Source organism: Enterobacter cloacae complex sp. 370H10 (assembly GCF_050031535.1).
GTDB classification, from domain to species: Bacteria; Pseudomonadota; Gammaproteobacteria; order Enterobacterales; family Enterobacteriaceae; genus Enterobacter; species Enterobacter intestinihominis.
Genome location: NZ_JBLGWG010000001.1, coordinates 1,133,265 through 1,151,182 on the forward strand (window position 1 = coordinate 1,133,265; position 17,918 = coordinate 1,151,182).

A 17,918-nucleotide genomic window follows, 5' to 3' on the forward strand; every position below is an offset into this window, starting at 1 on the left:
GAATTACTCGCTGACGGTCACGCTTGTGATCACAACGTCTTCTTTAGGAACGTCCTGGTGCATACCGCTGCGGCCAGTAGAAACGGCTTTGATCTTGTCGACCACGTCCATGCCTTCAACCACTTCTGCGAATACGCAGTAGCCCCAGCCCTGCAGGCTTTCGCCAGAGAAGTTCAGGAAGTCGTTGTCCGCCACGTTAATGAAGAACTGTGCGGTAGCAGAGTGCGGGGCCTGAGTACGGGCCATTGCCAGCGTACCGCGGGTGTTTTTCAGGCCGTTGTTCGCTTCGTTTTTGATCGCTTCTTTCGTCTCTTTCTGGCGCATGCCAGGCTCGAAACCGCCGCCCTGGATCATAAAGCCGTTGATCACACGGTGGAAAATAGTGTTGTTGTAGAAACCTTCGCGGCAGTAGTCCAGGAAGTTTTTAACTGTTTCAGGCGCTTTGTCATCAAAGGTTTTGATTACGATATCGCCATGATTAGTGTGGAAAGTAACCATTTTTGCATCCTGTTCCGTTATTGTGGTGCGTCGACCCGTGCTCGGGTCACATATAGGGGCTTGTTATAGCATAACCACAGGACACGATCACCTTGCATTGTGTGCTGACCGTGCTCCGAATTATGGGTATTATAAGGAACAAACAATCCACACACGTGTTTACATGGAATCTTCGATGTTAAAAATCTTTAATACAATGACGCGCCAAAAAGAGGAATTTAAACCTATCCATGCCGGGGAAGTCGGCATGTACGTGTGTGGTATTACGGTTTACGATCTCTGTCATATCGGCCATGGCCGTACCTTTGTCGCGTTCGACGTGGTGTCCCGCTACCTGCGCTTCCTGGGCTATAACCTGAAGTATGTGCGCAACATCACCGACATCGACGACAAAATCATTAAACGTGCTAATGAAAATGGCGAAAGCTTTGTCGCGCTGGTGGATCGCATGATCGCCGAAATGCACAAGGATTTTGATGCCTTGAATATTCTGCGCCCGGATAGCGAGCCGCGTGCGACCCACCATATTCATGAAATCATTGAGATCACCCAAAAGCTGATCGAGCGCGGTCACGCCTATGTGGCAGACAACGGCGACGTGATGTTCTCGGTGCCGACGGACCCAACCTACGGTGCGCTTTCCCGCCAGGATCTGGACCAGCTCCAGGCCGGTGCACGCGTGGACGTGGTTGACGTGAAGCGTAATCCGATGGACTTCGTGCTGTGGAAGATGTCCAAGGCGGGCGAACCGAGCTGGCCATCCCCGTGGGGCGAAGGGCGTCCGGGCTGGCACATTGAATGTTCCGCGATGAACTGCAAACAGCTGGGCAACCATTTCGACATTCACGGCGGCGGTTCGGATCTGATGTTCCCACACCACGAAAACGAAATCGCGCAGTCCACCTGTGCTCACGGCGGCGAGTACGTGAACTACTGGATGCACTCCGGGATGGTGATGGTTGACCGCGAGAAGATGTCGAAATCGCTGGGTAACTTCTTCACCGTGCGCGACGTGCTGAAGTATTACGACGCGGAAACCGTGCGCTACTTCCTGATGTCCGGCCACTATCGCAGCCAGCTGAACTACAGCGAAGAGAACCTGAAGCAGGCGCGCGCTGCGCTGGAGCGTCTGTATACCGCACTGCGCGGCACCGACAGGTCTGTTCCGGCCGCTGGCGGCGAGGCGTTCGAAGCCCGCTTCGTTGAGGTCATGAACGACGACTTCAACACGCCCGAAGCCTACTCCGTGCTGTTCGACATGGCGCGTGAGGTGAATCGCCTGAAGTCAGAAGATATGGCGGCGGCGAATGCGCTGGCGTCTCATCTGCGTAAGCTCTCTTCCGTGCTCGGCCTGCTGGAGCAGGAGCCGGACGTGTTCCTGCAAAGCGGCGCGCAGGCGGACGACGGTGAAGTAGCGGAAATTGAAGCACTGATTAAAGCGCGTCTGGAAGCGCGTCAGGCGAAAGACTGGGCGGCGGCGGATGCGGCGCGTAACCGTCTGACCGAGATGGGTATTATTCTGGAAGATGGCCCGCAGGGCACCACCTGGCGTCGTAAGTAAGTCCGTAATGCCCGGTGGCGCTTACGCTTACCGGGCCTACAGGTGAAAGTAGGTCGGGTAAGGCGCAGCCGCCACCCGGTTTTTTTTTTTACCTTCTCTTCTTCCACCATAATAGTCCCATCAGCACGATTCCCGGCAGCCACACCCACAGCAGTTCCGAGATAATCACCTGATGCCCGTACGGCGTGGTATAGCGCGACAGTGCAAACGGCGCGACCTTAATCACCTGCCACGGTGCAAAGAAGCGCTCATCTGACCAGGGCCACAGCCAGCCGACGCCTTTCCCGCCGGTGGTAATCGAATCCAGCAGGCTGTGCGACAGCAGCGACACGGTTAAAAACAGCCAGCAGCGCGACAGGCTGGCCCGGAACCATCGACGCCCAGCCAGCACGCAAAGTATGGGCACTACAAAGGCAAACAGCAGCGAATGAGTGAAACCGCGGTGGCCGAAAATATTCCCGTAGGCGACACCGAATTTAAACGCCAGTACGTCAGCGTCAGGCAGCATGGCGAGGACGATCCCGGCAAACAGCAGGCGGGGTGGGATGACTTTGGTTCCGAGCCCTAAGCCCAGACACAAAGGTACGGCAGCGTGGGTGATAACGGTAGGCATTACATTTATCCATGGCAAATCATGGAAATATAGCAGTCATCTCGCGCTATAAGACCCATGCTAAATTCTGAATTTACGCCGATTCCCGCGCGATAAGCTGGCCGGAGAGGGTAATACGCTGCGTTTGCAGATCCGGCTCCTTCAGCCTGCGGATCATCAGCCCTGCCGCCTGGCGGCCGGTCTCTTCGCTGGCAGACGAAACGTAAGTCAGTGACGGCGACGTGAGGTTTACGTGGAGCATATCTTCAAAGCCAATCAGCGCCACCTGCTGGGTTAAAAACACGTCTTTGCCCACCGTGCGCCCCACCTGGTGAATGCCGGAGATCGAACCGATCATCGCGTCCGGCGAATGGCAGAGCAGGGCGGTAATCGTGTTGTTCTTCTCCAGCAGCTGGCGAGTCGCCATGGCCGCCGCCTGCGTATCATCGGTGCAGGCGGGAGAATATTCCTCACGCCAGACCAGGCCGTTCTGCGTCATCGCGCTGCGAAAACCGAGCAGGCGCTGCTCGCGAATACGGCACCCGTCGCGCCCGCCAATGTAGGCGATGGTGCGGTGCCCGCGCTCGATAAGATAACGCGCGGCCAGGTTCGCCGCCTGGCGGTTATCGCGCATCACCAGGTTGCATTTCTCTTCCAGCAACGACTGCGAAACCGCCACAAGCGGCAGCGGGCATTGGCGAATGTGTTCCGGGAGAGAGGCGGCGCGGGTGTCCGACGCCAGATAGATGACGCCCGCCACGCCCTGCTGCTTAAATGAGAGCAGGGTACGCTCAAGATGTTCGTCGTCGTTCAGCGGCTGACCGAGAAAAACCATATAACCCTGTTTCTCCAGCTCCTGAACGATGCTCGCCATCACTTTGATGGAAAAGCTGTCGCTGAAGTCCCGCAGGATCAGGCCGATTAAGTTGGAGGTGTTGGCGCGAAGGTTGGCAGCGGCGACGTTATGAACATAGCCCAGCGTTGTGATGGCGGCATTGACCTTCCCGATCGTCGCCTCTGAGATTTTCCCTTTCTGGCGCAGCACCAGCGACACGGTAGAAACCGACACGCCCGCATGCTTTGCAACATCAATAATGCTGACTTTCTTCAAAACCGCTCCCTGAAATTTACCGATTATCAGCCAGATAAGAGGCGTACCCCAGCGTACAGGAGACGCCTCCTTCAGGCATCTTATTATTTGCCAATCATCGTGGACATGGTCTGGGCGATAAACTGTGCTCTGGCCCCGAAAATCACCTGTATCCCGTTGTCGCCAACAAACACCACGCCGCGCGCGCCCAGCCCGTTCAGCCCGTCCCGGTCCACCGCTTCGCTCTTCGCCACTTCCAGACGCAAACGCGTGATGCAGGAGCCGACAGAATCAATGTTCTGCGCACCGCCCAGCAGGCCGATGATTTCGGTGGCAAGTTCGGAATCGGACTTGTCATTCGCGCTGGCGGTCACTTCGGTGCGGCCCGGCGTTTTCACGTCGAAACGGCGGATCACGAAGCGGAAGGTGAAATAGTAAATCAAGGCCATTGGGATACCGATGATAATGGCGCTCAGGAAGTTGGTCTGATAGCCGTTAAACGACGGCAGGATCCCGAACGACAGGTAGTCGATAAAGCCCGCCGAGAACGACTTGGCGATGTGCGCATGCAGCAGGTACATGGTCATGTACGCCAGGCCCGCCATGATGGCGTTGAAGACGTAAAGGATCGGCGCCACGAAGATAAAGGTGAACTCTACCGGCTCGGTGATGCCCGTCAGGAAGCAGGTGAGGGCGGCGGAGAAGAGAATACCGGCCGCGATTTTCTTATTCTTCGTGTGCGCTTCATGGTACATCGCAAGGCACGCCGCAGGCAGCGCGAACAGCATCAGCGGGAACTCGCCCTGCATGAATTTCCCGGCGTTCTGGTAGGTATCGCTGCTGAAGGATTTCACCCCCTCTTCGAGCATCTTGAACCAGATGGTCTGGTCGCCGTGGATCACCTGACCCGCCTGGGTAGTGTAATCCCCGAACGAATACCAGAAGGAGGGATACCAGATGTGGTGCAGACCGAGCGGGATCAACGCGCGCTCCACCAGCCCGAAGATAAAGGTCGAGGCCGCCTGGTTATCGCCGTTCACCACCACGGACAGGGCGTCGATCCCGGACTGAATATGCTGCCACACGTACGGCAGCAGCAGGCCGAGCAGGAACGACAGAAATGCCGTCGCAATCGCCACAAAACGCTTCCCGGAGAAGAAGCCGAGGAATTCCGGCAGCTGCATGGTGTGGAAGCGGTTGTAGCACCAGGCCGCGAGAATACCGCAGATCAGGCCGCCAAAGACGCCCATCTGCAACGTCGGAATGCCGACGACCATGGCGTATTTCCCGCCCTGGGAGGCCATTTCCGGCGTAATGCTCAGCACGGTGCTGATGGTGATGTTGGTGACAAACACCGAGACCGCCGCAGAGAGTGCCGCAATGCCGGATTCCGAAGCCAGACCGACGGCAGAGCCGATGGCGAACAGCGTCGGCAGGTTATCAAAGATAACCCCGCCGGCGTTCATCATCAGCGGCAGGTGGAACTTATCGCCGAAGGCCAGCAGCAGGCCCGCAGCGGGAAGCAGTGAAATTGGCAGCATTAAGGCGCGACCAATCATCGATAACTTAGACAGCGATTTAACAAACCCTGATATCAGACTCATGCTGATTTCCCCCCGAGTAGCGCTTTTTTCGCGCTGTTATTGTAAGTAGAACGTTTTAGTAGAACGTTCTACTTATCGTGGGGAAAGTCTGAAAATCGCGCAACATAATTTTCACGTTTCGCCAGAGGGAATAGTGATTATTTGAAGTTGATCGATAATTAACCGTGATGGGTGTGAGGGGATTGTGAGAGAAATTGCCGGGTGGCGGCTTCGCCTTACCCGGCCTACAAACGGAGACAGTACGTAGGCCCGGTAAGCGCAGCGCCACCGGGCATCAGACAGCTCAGGCCGTCACGGTCACGCTCTGACCTGCAAAGCTCACGGTCTGGCCCGCGACAATTTTGCAGCGCTTGCGGGTTTCCACCGCGCCGTCTACTTTTACCTGCCCGTCGGCGATGACGATTTTCGCCTGCGCACCGCTTTCGCTCCAGCCTTCCAGCTTCAGCAGATCGCACAGCTCAACGTGCGGATGTTTACCTAAAGAAAAAGTTGCCATGATTACGCGTCCTCTACGTCGTGATACTCCTCGCACGCCTGCAAGGTATTCTGAATCAGTGTTGCTACCGTCATCGGGCCTACGCCGCCCGGGACCGGAGTAATATAGGAGGCTCGGGCTGCGGCATCTTCATACACCACGTCGCCAACCACTTTGCCGTTTTCCAGACGGTTAATACCCACGTCCACGACGATTGCGCCCTCTTTGATCCACTCGCCCGGAATAAAGCCCGGCTTGCCGACCGCAACGATCAGCAGATCGGCGTTTTCGACGTGATGACGCAGGTTTTTGGTGAAGCGGTGGGTGACGGTGGTGGTGCAGCCCGCCAGCAGCAGCTCCATGCTCATCGGGCGGCCCACGATGTTGGAGGCGCCAATCACCACGGCGTTCAGGCCATAGGTGTCGATGTTATAACGCTCCAGCAGCGTCACGATGCCGCGCGGGGTGCACGGACGCAGGCGCGGCGCGCGCTGGCACAGGCGGCCCACGTTATACGGATGGAAACCGTCAACGTCTTTGTCCGGCGCGATACGCTCCAGCACCTTCACGTTGTCGATGCCCGCAGGCAGCGGCAGCTGAACCAGGATGCCATCGATCTCTTTATCGGCATTCAGGGTGTCAATCAGTTCCAGCAGTTCTGCTTCGCTGGTGGTTTCCGGCAGATCGTAAGAGCGGGAGACGAACCCCACCTCTTCACACGCTTTGCGTTTGCTGCCGACATAAATTTGCGAAGCCGGGTTGCTGCCAACCAGCACAACGGCCAGCCCTGGGGCGCGTTTTCCGGCGGCTATACGCGCCTTCACTTTTTCCGCAACCTCAGAGCGCACCTGCTGCGCAATCGTTTTACCGTCAATAATCTTTGCTGCCATCAGAGAGAAGATTCCGTCTGTAACGTTAGAAAGGGGGGATTGCCTGTATTTTGTCAGAAGCGAGCGCCGCTGTCAGTCACCCTTTACGAGATTTCATCGATGGCCCGCAAAACCCCTTCTCAGGGCATGGTCAATTTCTTAGAGGCGATTAGGATGTGACCTGGCAAAATGGCAGCGTTTTGACATATTACGAAATAGATTCCTGAGCTACTTTGTCCTCTCCGAAATAAGCCTTCAATTTTTTAATTGAACGTATTTCTTATTCCCGAATATGCGCGGGAAGGGTTATTTACATTTTAAAGGAATAGACATGAAACTCAGCAACATTGCTTCTACTGTTATTGCAACTCTGGCTCTGGTCGCGGGTGCCGCTCACGCAGAAGATCCGGTAGCGCCTGTATCTGTAAACGGTGGTACGGTGCATTTTAAAGGTGAATTAGTGAATGCCGCGTGTTCAGTGAATACTGACTCTTCAGAGCAGACGGTTAATCTTGGCCAGTACCGTACCGCGAAATTCACTAAAGTGGGTGACACCACCTCCAATATTCCCTTCACCATCGAACTGAACGACTGCGATCCTGCGGTAGCGAAAACCGCTGCTGTCGCGTTTACCGGCCAGATCGACGCCACCGACAAAACGCTGCTGGCGGTAAGCTCCGGTAACAACGACAACTCCGCGAAGGGCGTGGGCATTGAGATCCTCGACAGCAAATCCTCCACGCTGACCCCGGACGGCGCCACCTTCTCTGCGGCGCAGAACCTGATTGAAGGTACTAACACCCTGAACTTCACCGCGCGCTATAAAGCCACGGCGGCGACCACCGCGCCAGGCCAGGCAAACGCGGACGCAACATTCGTAATGAAATACGAGTAATGCCTGAGTACAGGGATGTGGCTGGCCTCAGGGAAGAGGTCTTTTGATCGCCTATACCGGGAGCGAAGGATGACAAGGACTGGGATACTGCTGTGTGCCCTTGCGATTGCCTCAGCGGTAAACGCACATACCGTTGTCATAGACGGCGGCAAAGTACACCTCAGGGGAGAGCTGGTTAACGGCGGCTGCGCCGTGGCCCCGGACAGCCAGAATATGCGCGTGGATATGGGGCAATACCGCACAAACGCCTTTTCCGGCGTCGGCAGCTTTTCCACGGTTAATGTGCCTTTCACCGTACGTCTGCTGGATTGCAGCGTGGACGTCTCCCGCACCGTGGGGATCCAGTTCCAGGGAGTGACACCGGCAGAAGACCCGCAGGTTTTCCTGGCGACATCGCGGCCGGGGGAAAATGCGGTCAGCAGTGGTGTCGGACTGGCGCTTTTTGACGAACAGCAACGTCAGATCATCCCGAACGCGACGGCAGTGAGCTGGTTACCCATTAACACCCGCGAGCTGGTATTTCATTTCAGCGCCCGCTACCGCGCTATTTCCGAACACCTTGTACCAGGCACTATTCAGTCGAATGTCTGGTTTACGTTGATTTATCCCTGACGCCTGCGAACTAATTATTAAAGGTACGGTTGTGATGAACACCCTGATTAAACCTGGACTGTTTTTAACTTTTATTTTGATGATGGTTTCTGCCAGCGCGAATGCATCCGGCGGAATTGCGCTGGGCGCGACGCGCGTTATTTATCCGGCCGATGCAAAACAAACGTCGCTGGCGATCACCAACAGCAATAAACAAGAGCGCTATTTAATTAACGCGTGGATAGAAAATGCCAACGGGCAAAAGGAAAAAACCTTTGCCGTCACGCCGCCGCTGTTTGTCAGCGAGCCGGCCAGCGAAAACACCCTGCGCATTATCTACGCAGGCCCGGCGCTGCCTGCCGATCGCGAATCGCTCTTTTACATGAACGTCAAAGCGATTCCCTCCGTCAGCAAAAAACATCAGGACGGCAACAACGTCCTGCAACTGGCTATTCTGTCACGTATTAAGCTGTTTGTTCGCCCGGCTAACCTGGCGATGCCGCCGGAAGAGGCGCTCTCACAGCTGCGCTTTGAGCGCGTCGGCAACCATCTTAAGGTGAGCAATGCCTCACCGTATTACGTCACGCTGGTCAATCTGAAGCTCGGCGGTCAGACGCTGGAGAACCTGATGGTTGCTCCGAAAAGCTCGGCGCAGCAGGTGCTGCCTGCCGCAGCGAGCGGCACGCTCTCCTGGCAGAGTGTGAATGACTACGGTGCCATTACGCCGGCGCGTAGCGTCAGCCTGTGAGCAGAGACAGGGCGATGAACACTCAATGGCGTTACTGCCCGGTTGCGCTGGCACTGATGGCAACGCTCTGGCCACACGCTGGCTGGGGCGAAAGCTACTTTAACCCGGCGTTTCTCTCCGATGACGCGGCGAACGTGGCGGATTTGTCGCGTTTTGAGAAAGGCCACCAGCAGGCACCGGGCGTCTATCGCGTCGATATCTGGCGTAACGATGAGTTTATCGGCACCCAGGACGTGCGGTTTGAGCAAGCCGACAACACGCCGCCGGTCGCGGGCGGTTTGTCGCCGTGCATTACGCGCGCGATGCTCGATCGCTTTGGCGTCAATATCGCCGCCTTCCCGGAACTGAGCAAAGTGCAGGGCGAGACCTGCGTTCCGCTCACCACGGCTATTCCGGGCAGCGAAACGGCGTTCAACTTCGCCTCGTTGCGCCTTAACGTCAGTCTGCCTCAGGTGGCGATGCAAAACAGCGCCCGCGGGTATATTCCGCCTGAACAGTGGGATGAAGGCATCCCCGCCGCGCTGCTGAACTACAGCTTCACCGGCAACCGGGGCAGCGACGACGACAGCTACTATCTGAACCTGCAAAGCGGGTTGAACTATGGCGCCTGGCGATTACGCAATAACGGCGCGTGGCGTTATACCGAAAGCAACGGCCAGCGGCACAGCAGCTGGCAAAATATTGGCACCTGGGCGCAGCGTACGGTCATTCCGCTAAAAAGCGAGCTGGTGCTCGGCGACAGCAACACCGGTAACGATGTCTTCGACAGCGTCGGTTTTCGCGGTGGTCGGCTCTATTCGTCCGACAGCATGTATCCGGACAGCCTGCAAGGCTACGCGCCTACCGTACGCGGAATCGCCCGCACCCCTGCCAAAGTGGTGATCCGCCAGAACGGATACGTGATTTACCAGAGCTATGTGCAGCCGGGGGCTTTTGCGATAACTGACCTTAACCCGACCTCCTCAAGCGGTGACCTGGAGGTGACGGTGGAAGAGAAGGACGGCAGCCAGCAGCGCTACACCGTCCCGTATTCCACCGTTCCGTTGCTTCAGCGTGAAGGACGCTGGAAATACGATCTGGTGGCAGGGGACTATCGCAGCGGCAACAGCGAGCAGGACACGCCGTTCTTTACTCAGGGTACGATGATTGCGGGTCTTGCCGACGGCTACACGCTGTACGGCGGAACGCAGCTGGCCTCGCGCTATACCGCCATCGCCATTGGCGCGGGTAAAAACCTCGGTGACTGGGGGGCGGTGTCACTTGACCTCACCCATGCCCGCAGCCAGCTTGCCGATGACAGCCGCCATGAAGGGCAGTCCCTGCGGTTCCTGTACGCAAAATCCCTTAACGGATTCGGCACCAACTTCCAGCTGCTGGGCTATCGCTACTCGACCAAAGGCTTCTACACCCTCGACGATGTGGCCTGGCGCACAATGGAAGGCTACCAGTATGGCGACGATCAGGACGATGACGGCGTGCCGGACGTGCAGAGCTATCACAACCTGACGCTGAATAAAAAAGGACGTTTCCAGCTCAATATCTCCCAGTCTCTTGGCGATTACGGCTCGGTGTACGTCTCTGGCAGCCAGCAGAGTTACTGGGGTACCAGCGAGTCCAACGTCTGGTATCAGCTCGGCTACGCCGGCGGGGTGAACGGGATCAGCTACGCCTTATCCTGGTCATGGAACAAGGCCGTCGGCATTGAAGGAACTGACCGGATCGCCTCGTTTAACGTCTCCGTCCCGTTCAGCCTGTTCACCCGTCACGGCTACCGTCGCGATAACGCGATCGACCGGGCCTATGCCACGGCCTCAGCCAGCCGCAACAGCGACGGTGATACCAGCTGGCAGACCGGGATCAGCGGAACGCTGCTCCAGGATCGTAACCTGAACTACAGCGTCACGCAGGGTCATACCAGCAATAACGGTGCCAGCGGCAGCGCCAGCGCCAACTGGCAGGCAACGTACGGTACGCTGGGTGTGGGCTACAACTACACGCGGGAGCAGCACGACCTCAACTGGCAGCTCTCCGGCGGCGTGGTAGGGCATTCAGACGGCATCACATTCAGTCAGCCGCTGGGCGATACCAACGTCTTGATCAAAGCGCCGGGCGCGTCAGGCGTGAGCGTCGAAAACCAGACCGGCGTCAAAACAGACTGGCGTGGCTATGCGGTGATGCCGTACGCCACGGTGTACCGTTACAACCGCGTGGCGCTCGACACTAACACCATGAGCAACAACACCGACATTGAAAATAACGTTTCCAGCGTCGTGCCGACGAACGGTGCGCTGGTGCGCGCCAGTTTTGACACCCGCATCGGCGTGCGTGCGTTGCTCACCGTGAAGCGTGATAACCAGCCTGTGCCGTTTGGGGCGGTGGTGCGTGAGACGCAGAGCGGCGTAACCAGCATGGTGGGCGATGACGGGCAGATTTACCTGAGCGGGCTGCCGCTGAGCGGGGAACTGCTGATTCAGTGGGGAGACGGGAAGCAGTCCCAGTGTCGTGCGCCCTACAGCCTGCCAGAACAGAGCCTGCAACAGGCGATCACACTTAAGGGGATCCGCTGTGAATAAAATCCATTATCTGGGGCTATCCCTTCTGGCATTTTTGCCGCTATCTGAGGCGTTCGCCACCGTCTGCGTCAATGAAAATGGCGTGCCGACGGAGGTGTATTACGACCTGACGGATAAATTCAACAGCTCCAATAACCAGGTGGGGCAGATTGTTACACTCAGCGAGAAGTCCCAGTGGGTGGGCGTCAACGCCGTCTGCCCTAAGGGAACGTCCGGGAACACCACCAAGCGTAGCTATGTGACCGAATTCCCGGTCACAGGCACCAGCGATGGCTACCAGTATCTGAAGCTAAACGACTATCTGGACGGGGCGATGAAAATCACCGACAGCTACGCTGGCACGTTCTATCCACCCAGAAAGTACATTCAGATGGGGAGCCATCCGAACGTGTCTAAAAACAAACCGTTTGGTGTACAGGATTCCAGCCTCGTCTTTCGGCTTAAGGTGACCCGACGCTTTATCAATATGGTGGTGATCCCCCGGGCAATCATGTTCCGGGTTTACGTCACCACGACCTCCACGGATCCGCTCACCACGCCGGTTTATACCATCAGCTACAGCGGGACCATTCAGGTGCCTCAGAGCTGTGAGATTAATGCCGGAAATGTGGTGGAGTTCGATTTCGGAGACATCGGCGCCTCTCTGTTCAGTAAAGCGGGCATCGGAAATAAGCCGGAGGGGATCTCAGCGCAAAGCAAAACCATCGGCATAAAATGCACCAACGTCGAGGCGAACGCCATGCTCACAATGCGTGTTGAAGCGGAGAAGGTTTCAGGCAGTACGCTGGTCTCTGATAACGCGGATGTGGGTTTTGTGATTGCCAACAGTAATGGTGTGCCGCTGACGCCGAACAACCTGACCAGCAAAATCCCGTTCCGTCTGGACGATAGCGCACAGGCACAGGTGGGGATCCGCGCGTGGCCTGTCAGCGTGACCGGTAAAAAACCTGCCGAGGGGCGTTTTACCTCTCGTGGCTATTTACGCGTCGACTATGACTAAGGAGCAGGTATGCGAAACGGAATGCGGTATTTAGCCGTCGCGCTCTTTGCGCTTTGCTCCCCTGCGCACGCAGAGACGGCGCTTGGGGAAATTAACATTCAGCTCTATGGCAATATCGTGGATTTTACCTGCGTGGCGGAGGGGGACGACAGCAATAAAACCGTCACGCTCGGCACCTGGCCCACGAAACAGCTCCGCACAACGGGAAGCCGGACGCAGCCTGTACCGTTCACCCTGAAGCTGACCGGATGCCCGCCGGGGGCGGCTTCGATCACATTTACGGGGAAGATGGACGGGCATGATAACAGCCTGCTGGCGCTGAATGATGCCAGCGCGGCCAGTAACGTGGCCGTGGAGATCCTCGACCGGGATAAAACGCGCCTCGCGTTGCAGCAGGCCAGCCAGACGGTGTCGGTGGATGCGCAGGGAAATGCCGAACTGTCGTTTTATGCCAATTATATCGCCACGGCGGATAACCCGCAGCCGGGCCGGGCTGATGCCGATGCAACTTTCATGATTAATTATAATTAATCGTATCCCCTCTCCCTGTAACGGTTATATGTTGCAGGGAGAGGGAAGGATTACAGTAATTCGTGCGCTTTCGCGTAATCAATTAATTCAACGATACTTTGTACGCCCAGCTTGGAAAAGATATTAGACTTATGAGCGCTAATTGTTTTGTTGCTAAGTAATAATTGATCCGCAATCTCCTTATTAGATAATCCGTTCGCCAGATATCGCAGAACCGTCACTTCACGATTCGATAATGGCATATCCACAGCGGCGCCTGTCCGGGAGCCTATATGGTTTATAAAACTCAATGTTTCTGACGGGAAAAAAGAATAGCCCGTCAGTATCATTTCCACCGCGTTATAAATTTCCCCCAGATCTTTCCGCTTACTGACAAAACCATTTGCCCCGGCGCGGATGGCGCGCCCTGCGTAGAAGGCTTCAGATTTCGAAGAGAGGAAGAGAATCTTAATATCTTTATTTAAGTTTCTGATTCTTTTCAATAATACGAAGCCGTCCGTGCCTGTCATTTCGATATCGAGAATGACCAGGTCGATGGGGTGGTTGCGTATACAGTCAAGCACTTCGTGGCTGTCGCCTGACTTCAGTTTGACCTGGATGTTTTTATTTTTCTGTAGCAGGACTTCTATCGACATTCTGACGATAGGGTGTTCGTCCATAATGATAACGGATGCCGGTTTCATTTTTTATGCCTCAGATTGTTAAAAGCGTTATGCTGAGTTTTGTTAAAACTCTCGAAAAGCCGGAAGGATAATTACGCAGATCCTTGTACGGTAGATCCCTGGGAAGAGCGAAAGCATCCTTGTTTACGTAGTGGTGATATCAATGCCTGAGCGCAGTTATCTCATAAGGCTGTTATGGCAAAATGATTTTTCTTATTCGCGTGTCAAACACGTCTTATTATACCGTTTAAGTATTGTCCGAAAAGCCTGTAAATTAATGTCCATATATTGATGATTATTATCTTCTGTATCTGAATCGCTAACTTTTTAAAATTAGCAAAAATGTCCTGATATTCCATTTACCACACAGTTTCATCTTTATGTAATAACAAAAAATAAACGATCTTACTGTATGTTGATCAAATGTTAACAATACGCAGGTCGTGACAAAGTGTTTTCCGCCTGTCCGCTACCTCTGATGTCCGCTCTTTAGCGCGTCATCGCCTCATTTCTAACGCCTCAGGCCAGGAGGATGATCCCTTCGTCAAAACAGCACTATCTGCTGTTTTCTTCACCTCTCATCGCTTTTATTCACAGATAAATCGCTTGTTTTTACACCATTATCATCCTGTTAACGGATACGTCAGAAACTTAACGCATGGATAAAATGACTCTCGTTTAGCGTACAGGCAGCATTTCGCATGGTTTAAGATGAAGAATTAGGAATAGTTATAAAATCGAAAGTTTTGTTAAAAAACACAAAAAATTAACATATATCCTAAGTATTTTCTTAAAGGTCTTTAGGAATTAAGGGGTTACTGAATACGTTAATACGTGAAATCTGAAAGGTTGTTGAGAAGATGTAGCAACTCGTGACGATGATTCAGCCCAAGTTTCGCCAGGATGCAGCTGAGACGGTAAATAATGCGGCTATAGGGGCGGTTCTGTAACTGAGCAATCTGTCGCAGGGTGCTACCCTGCGACAGCGCCTGCAGGATCGGCCATTCATCACGTGAAAACCACTCTTTCCGGTGGCCGGCGGGTGACGGCGCTTCCAGCAAGGTTTGTTGCAAAGCCCGCGGCGTAAGTTGCCGTTCAATCACATGAAAAGGGCCAGCCGCTTTGCAAAACAGGCGTGTATCGTAATCATCGGCGCGGATGAGCAGGTAGGGTGTCAGGTAGGGGGCGAACAGGCTGTGGCGTCGTAATCGGTCCAGCAGGTCAATAAGCGGCGAGGCGCGGCTTTCTACATCTACCACCAGACGTGATGAAGGCCACTGATTCAGATCGCTGAGGGCGGCTTCCAGGGTGGAATAGTCACAGCAATTGCTCAGGGGAGAGTGCCCGCTCAGAAAACCGGAACGGAAAAAGTTATCCTGTGTGACCAGGACGATAAAGGGAGCATCGGTTTTGCGGGTCTGGTTGATTGACTGGCTCAAATATTCGAGACGATCAAAAAATGGGAGAGCAAAAGGCGAGTGCGTTGAACCCGGTGAATCACTTCCTGTCCGACGACGCCGGTAACGGCGTACTGTCATTCGCATAGCTTCCCTCTTGGCGATGACCGTTCAGTCCTCCTGCCATCTCCAGGATGGCCAATAATATCCCTGACCGAAGCGCGCGCCAGCCTGAAGCGCAAACTTACGGTCCGTTTCTGTTTCAATGCCTTCTATGAGTACATTTGCAGCAATTTTTGAACAAAGCGTGACCAGGTTTGCCAGCGCTGGCGTTGCACGTAAACGCCAGAAAGCGATCTTATCGATTTTTATTCCGCTTAACGGCATGCGGCAGGACAAAAACGCGCGCCCTGACGCTTCATCAATGTCATCCAACCAGATCCGATGTCCTTGCGCTGTCAACTGCTGAAGCGCACAACTCACCCTCAGACGTGCCGGGTCTGAGAGAGAAAAGAAGGAAGCAGGCTCCACGAGTTCAATGTTCAGCGGTGGGCTGTTAAGTTGCAGTAAACGCTGGAACATTTCCGGTATGGTCAGAACGGTTATCGGCAAATTTATGAAAAGGTTGTCGCAGGGAAAGGGTTTTTTTAACGCAGCGATCTGTGCTTCCAGCAGCATAAGCGCCCGAGCAGCGGACCAGTCGTGAAAAAAGCCTTCGCTTTGTTGATGCGGTGACAGCACGCTGAGCACTTCAGCCCCTACCGTGCGCGAAGAGGAGAGGGCGACAATGGGTTCAAGCTTGATGCCTGTAATGTCGTGTGAGATGTGCTGCACGCACGAGGGGAAACCTGTCTGGTCTGACGCTGTCACTCCGTCGTCCTGTTCATTTCCAGCCTCCAGGCGGCCGGGATACCGCAGGACAGTGTGAAGGGGAAGTAAACAGGAAAACAGCAGGCGTTACTTAAAAGCGGCTAAGCCTTTTCGCAGCCCGTAAAAGAGGGATAAATGTTGAAAAAACAGCCGTATTTACAATCAGCTAGTCATTAACGGCAGAGAAGGTGGAAAAGGCATTGACTCACTACGCATTGACCGTATAATTCCAGGCGTTTCACCACCGCGAAGTACACTCTTCTCCGTGCGCCCTTAGCTCAGTTGGATAGAGCAACGGCCTTCTAAGCCGTAGGTCGTAGGTTCGAATCCTACAGGGCGTGCCATTTAAAAACAGGCGCTTACGCCAGTTTCAAACCAGCCTGATTTTCTCCTTGTGTCGTATTTGTGTCATGGTTGCCAAAAATGGCATCTATTTTCCGCGCGTGTTCACTTAAATGGTTCGGCGCCAGGTGAGCATAACGACGGACCATTTCGATCGACTCCCAGCCGCCCATTTCTTGCAGAACAGACAACGGAACGCCAGACTGAATTAACCAGCTCGCCCAGGTATGCCGAAGGTCGTGAAAACGGAAGTCCTCTATACCCGCTCTTTCCAGTCCAATGCGCCAGGCGACATTGTCATCCACTCGCATTTTGCGGACAGCCGGAGTGACGGTTTTATCCGGGCGCGTTGATGGCTTCGTGTGAACGAATACCCACCTGGAACTTTTCCCGATCTGGTCCCTTAACACCCTGCATGCGGTATCATTCAGAGCCACGCCGATAGCCTTGCCCGCCTTCGCGTTCTCCGGATTTACCCATGCAACCTTTCTCTGCATATCGACCTGCTGCCACTCCAGATCAATGATGTTGGAGCGGCGCAGGCCGGTTGCCAGTGCAAATATCACCACCGGCTTTATCGACTCCGGCATGCAGGCAATTAACCGTTCTGCCTCGCCCCTGGTCAGCCATCGGATGCGTTTGCTGATCGGCTTTTTGGTTTTTATAACCGGGGCCGTTTTAATCCAGCCCCAGTCATTTGCCGCAGCCTTGAACAGAGATCGCATGAACGAAAGGTGCTGGCTCTTTGTGGCCTGGCTTACCGGTTTCTCAACATACGGCGGCGGTTCTTTCCCCCGGCGTATAGCCGCGTCCCTGCGCGACTCCCAGACCTGAATATGCTTACGGTTGACCATCTTCGAAACAGCCTCATGAACCTGATCAGCCGTGATGGTTGAAATATCCCGGCCGGAGAAATGCCGCAGGAAATATTCGATTTTGGTCTTATCGTCATCGAGTGACCGCTTATGCTCCTTCTCGCGGATCCACCTGATGCAACATTCCTCAAACGTCCTCGTCGGTAGTTCCCCAATTTTATCAACCCGCCACGCTTCAGCCTTCAGCTTGTCGTGCAGCTCCTGCGCTTGTTTCTTGTCCCCCGTACCAAGAGATCGTCTAATTCTTTTCCCTGACGGCGTAACGAAATGACAGTGCCAGACGCCGCCTCTGAGGGTGATTGACATAAAATTTCTCCTTTATGTTCACCCGCGCTCGCAGGAACAGGATCGCGCGGGTCATGTAAATACGCAATACAGGCAACGTCGGTCGTGCGGTATTTGTTCCCGATCTTCTTCCCGGCCAGCTGCCCCGAGTCGATAAGACGGTAGACAGTTCTCGGTGAGACTTTCAGGAGTTTCGCTGCCTTTTGCGCAGTGAGTGGCTCTGCTGTAACCATCTCCCCTCCTATGACATTGTTTTATAAAACTGCGGGCCGTCGGGTGTGGCCGCGCGTAATTCGTTTTCCGCGTGCACTGAATAATTGCCGTCATCCCATCGCACCCAGGCTTTCGGGTGATCGCCTTCCGGCTCCAGTTGGCTATCCACCACGCCATGTATACCGCCGGTCTTCTTCTGGACTAATGCGCCCACATTAAAAGCAGCCATTGCACACCTTCCGGTTCG

19 protein-coding genes and 1 tRNA gene are annotated in these 17,918 nt (G+C 54.9%); 8 read left to right on the top strand and 12 right to left on the bottom strand.

All coding sequences use genetic code 11. The features are described from left to right. Positions 1 to 3 precede the first annotated feature (3 nt). Positions 4 to 498: a peptidylprolyl isomerase B gene (gene ppiB, locus ACQG2Q_RS05330; protein WP_000256009.1), complete on the bottom strand. Its 495-nt coding sequence runs from the start codon at positions 496 to 498 to the stop codon at positions 4 to 6. 175 nt (positions 499 to 673) lie between these two features. Between ppiB and cysS the strand changes: the two genes are divergently transcribed. Then, positions 674 to 2,059, top strand: coding sequence for a cysteine--tRNA ligase (gene cysS / locus ACQG2Q_RS05335; RefSeq protein ID WP_022647300.1), 1,386 nt, complete (start codon positions 674 to 676; stop codon positions 2,057 to 2,059). Between the two features lie 88 nt (positions 2,060 to 2,147). On the opposite strand, the gene ACQG2Q_RS05340 is transcribed toward cysS, so the two are convergent. The 5 genes from ACQG2Q_RS05340 to folD form a co-directional block, all read right to left on the bottom strand. Continuing rightward, positions 2,148 to 2,672, bottom strand: a complete 525-nt coding sequence (locus ACQG2Q_RS05340; RefSeq protein WP_063150398.1) for a metal-dependent hydrolase — start codon at positions 2,670 to 2,672, stop codon at positions 2,148 to 2,150. A gap of 73 nt (positions 2,673 to 2,745) precedes the next feature. Beyond that, on the bottom strand, positions 2,746 to 3,762 hold the full coding sequence (gene malI, locus ACQG2Q_RS05345; RefSeq protein WP_023299483.1) for a Mal regulon transcriptional regulator MalI: 1,017 nt from the start codon (positions 3,760 to 3,762) through the stop codon (positions 2,746 to 2,748). Between the two features lie 83 nt (positions 3,763 to 3,845). After that, positions 3,846 to 5,345: a PTS transporter subunit EIIC gene (locus tag ACQG2Q_RS05350; RefSeq protein ID WP_063849505.1), complete on the bottom strand. Its 1,500-nt coding sequence runs from the start codon at positions 5,343 to 5,345 to the stop codon at positions 3,846 to 3,848. A gap of 283 nt (positions 5,346 to 5,628) precedes the next feature. Further along, positions 5,629 to 5,841: a ribosome-associated protein YbcJ gene (gene ybcJ / locus ACQG2Q_RS05355; RefSeq protein WP_017694378.1), complete on the bottom strand. Its 213-nt coding sequence runs from the start codon at positions 5,839 to 5,841 to the stop codon at positions 5,629 to 5,631. A 2-nt stretch (positions 5,842 to 5,843) separates the two neighbouring features. After that, positions 5,844 to 6,710: a bifunctional methylenetetrahydrofolate dehydrogenase/methenyltetrahydrofolate cyclohydrolase FolD gene (folD, locus tag ACQG2Q_RS05360; protein WP_022647304.1), complete on the bottom strand. Its 867-nt coding sequence runs from the start codon at positions 6,708 to 6,710 to the stop codon at positions 5,844 to 5,846. Positions 6,711 to 7,020: 310 nt separating this feature from the next. Between folD and fimA the strand changes: the two genes are divergently transcribed. The 6 genes from fimA to sfmF all read left to right on the top strand — a co-directional run bounded on the left by fimA (position 7,021) and on the right by sfmF (position 13,027). Beyond that, a complete protein-coding gene (gene fimA, locus ACQG2Q_RS05365; RefSeq protein WP_022647305.1) occupies positions 7,021 to 7,584 on the top strand; it encodes a type 1 fimbrial major subunit FimA in 564 nt (187 codons plus the stop codon). Positions 7,585 to 7,653: 69 nt separating this feature from the next. Then, complete coding sequence (fimI, locus tag ACQG2Q_RS05370) at positions 7,654 to 8,196, top strand: type 1 fimbrial protein subunit FimI (RefSeq protein ID WP_023305613.1); 543 nt, start codon at positions 7,654 to 7,656, stop codon at positions 8,194 to 8,196. Positions 8,197 to 8,230: 34 nt separating this feature from the next. Beyond that, entirely contained in the window at positions 8,231 to 8,923 is a 693-nt protein-coding gene (fimC, locus tag ACQG2Q_RS05375) for a type 1 fimbria chaperone FimC (protein WP_022647307.1), read from the top strand. A gap of 14 nt (positions 8,924 to 8,937) precedes the next feature. After that, positions 8,938 to 11,496 (top strand): fimbrial biogenesis usher protein, encoded by a 2,559-nt coding sequence (locus tag ACQG2Q_RS05380; protein ID WP_063849506.1) that lies wholly within the window; start codon positions 8,938 to 8,940, stop codon positions 11,494 to 11,496. After that, positions 11,489 to 12,496 carry a type 1 fimbria D-mannose specific adhesin FimH gene (fimH, locus tag ACQG2Q_RS05385; protein WP_022647309.1) on the top strand — a complete coding sequence of 336 codons (1,008 nt, stop codon included), beginning with the start codon at positions 11,489 to 11,491 and terminating at the stop codon, positions 12,494 to 12,496. Before ACQG2Q_RS05380 ends, fimH begins: the two co-directional genes overlap by 8 nt. A gap of 9 nt (positions 12,497 to 12,505) precedes the next feature. Further along, positions 12,506 to 13,027: a fimbria assembly protein gene (gene sfmF / locus ACQG2Q_RS05390; protein WP_023299488.1), complete on the top strand. Its 522-nt coding sequence runs from the start codon at positions 12,506 to 12,508 to the stop codon at positions 13,025 to 13,027. 50 nt (positions 13,028 to 13,077) lie between these two features. Here sfmF and fimZ read toward each other — a convergent pair whose 3' ends face one another. The 3 genes from fimZ to ACQG2Q_RS05405 form a co-directional block, all read right to left on the bottom strand. Next, entirely contained in the window at positions 13,078 to 13,710 is a 633-nt protein-coding gene (gene fimZ / locus ACQG2Q_RS05395; protein WP_022647311.1) for a fimbria biosynthesis transcriptional regulator FimZ, read from the bottom strand. Positions 13,711 to 14,516: 806 nt separating this feature from the next. After that, entirely contained in the window at positions 14,517 to 15,233 is a 717-nt protein-coding gene (locus ACQG2Q_RS05400; protein ID WP_023299489.1) for a response regulator transcription factor, read from the bottom strand. 24 nt (positions 15,234 to 15,257) lie between these two features. Then, positions 15,258 to 15,920, bottom strand: coding sequence for an EAL domain-containing protein (locus ACQG2Q_RS05405; RefSeq protein WP_063849507.1), 663 nt, complete (start codon positions 15,918 to 15,920; stop codon positions 15,258 to 15,260). Positions 15,921 to 16,223: 303 nt separating this feature from the next. Here ACQG2Q_RS05405 and ACQG2Q_RS05410 point away from each other — a divergent pair. Beyond that, a tRNA-Arg gene (locus tag ACQG2Q_RS05410) sits at positions 16,224 to 16,300 on the top strand. 15 nt (positions 16,301 to 16,315) lie between these two features. On the opposite strand, the gene ACQG2Q_RS05415 is transcribed toward ACQG2Q_RS05410, so the two are convergent. The 3 genes from ACQG2Q_RS05415 to ACQG2Q_RS05425 are packed head-to-tail and all read right to left on the bottom strand — an operon-like array spanning position 16,316 to position 17,900. Continuing rightward, the gene (locus ACQG2Q_RS05415; RefSeq protein ID WP_237764934.1) at positions 16,316 to 17,473 is read right to left on the bottom strand and encodes a tyrosine-type recombinase/integrase; all 1,158 of its coding nucleotides are present in this window, start codon (positions 17,471 to 17,473) and stop codon (positions 16,316 to 16,318) included. Continuing rightward, positions 17,356 to 17,691 carry a helix-turn-helix domain-containing protein gene (locus ACQG2Q_RS05420; protein WP_072050907.1) on the bottom strand — a complete coding sequence of 112 codons (336 nt, stop codon included), beginning with the start codon at positions 17,689 to 17,691 and terminating at the stop codon, positions 17,356 to 17,358. Before ACQG2Q_RS05420 ends, ACQG2Q_RS05415 begins: the two co-directional genes overlap by 118 nt. 8 nt (positions 17,692 to 17,699) lie before the next feature. Continuing rightward, positions 17,700 to 17,900, bottom strand: a complete 201-nt coding sequence (locus ACQG2Q_RS05425; protein WP_039271433.1) for a hypothetical protein — start codon at positions 17,898 to 17,900, stop codon at positions 17,700 to 17,702. Between the last annotated feature and the right edge of the window lie 18 nt (positions 17,901 to 17,918).

Excerpts from the sequence above, each read along its gene's own strand:
- ppiB (WP_000256009.1), bottom strand. The coding sequence starts at position 498 with ATGGTTACTTTCCACACTAATCATGGCGATATCGTAATCAAAACCTTT.
- cysS (WP_022647300.1), top strand. The coding sequence starts at position 674 with ATGTTAAAAATCTTTAATACAATGACGCGCCAAAAAGAGGAATTTAAA.
- ACQG2Q_RS05340 (WP_063150398.1), bottom strand. The coding sequence starts at position 2,672 with ATGCCTACCGTTATCACCCACGCTGCCGTACCTTTGTGTCTGGGCTTA.
- ACQG2Q_RS05350 (WP_063849505.1), bottom strand. The coding sequence starts at position 5,345 with ATGAGTCTGATATCAGGGTTTGTTAAATCGCTGTCTAAGTTATCGATG.
- ybcJ (WP_017694378.1), bottom strand. The coding sequence starts at position 5,841 with ATGGCAACTTTTTCTTTAGGTAAACATCCGCACGTTGAGCTGTGCGAT.
- folD (WP_022647304.1), bottom strand. The coding sequence starts at position 6,710 with ATGGCAGCAAAGATTATTGACGGTAAAACGATTGCGCAGCAGGTGCGC.
- fimA (WP_022647305.1), top strand. The coding sequence starts at position 7,021 with ATGAAACTCAGCAACATTGCTTCTACTGTTATTGCAACTCTGGCTCTG.
- fimI (WP_023305613.1), top strand. The coding sequence starts at position 7,654 with ATGACAAGGACTGGGATACTGCTGTGTGCCCTTGCGATTGCCTCAGCG.
- fimC (WP_022647307.1), top strand. The coding sequence starts at position 8,231 with ATGAACACCCTGATTAAACCTGGACTGTTTTTAACTTTTATTTTGATG.
- ACQG2Q_RS05380 (WP_063849506.1), top strand. The coding sequence starts at position 8,938 with ATGAACACTCAATGGCGTTACTGCCCGGTTGCGCTGGCACTGATGGCA.
- sfmF (WP_023299488.1), top strand. The coding sequence starts at position 12,506 with ATGCGAAACGGAATGCGGTATTTAGCCGTCGCGCTCTTTGCGCTTTGC.
- fimZ (WP_022647311.1), bottom strand. The coding sequence starts at position 13,710 with ATGAAACCGGCATCCGTTATCATTATGGACGAACACCCTATCGTCAGA.
- ACQG2Q_RS05400 (WP_023299489.1), bottom strand. The coding sequence starts at position 15,233 with ATGCGAATGACAGTACGCCGTTACCGGCGTCGTCGGACAGGAAGTGAT.
- ACQG2Q_RS05420 (WP_072050907.1), bottom strand. The coding sequence starts at position 17,691 with ATGGTTACAGCAGAGCCACTCACTGCGCAAAAGGCAGCGAAACTCCTG.
- ACQG2Q_RS05425 (WP_039271433.1), bottom strand. The coding sequence starts at position 17,900 with ATGGCTGCTTTTAATGTGGGCGCATTAGTCCAGAAGAAGACCGGCGGT.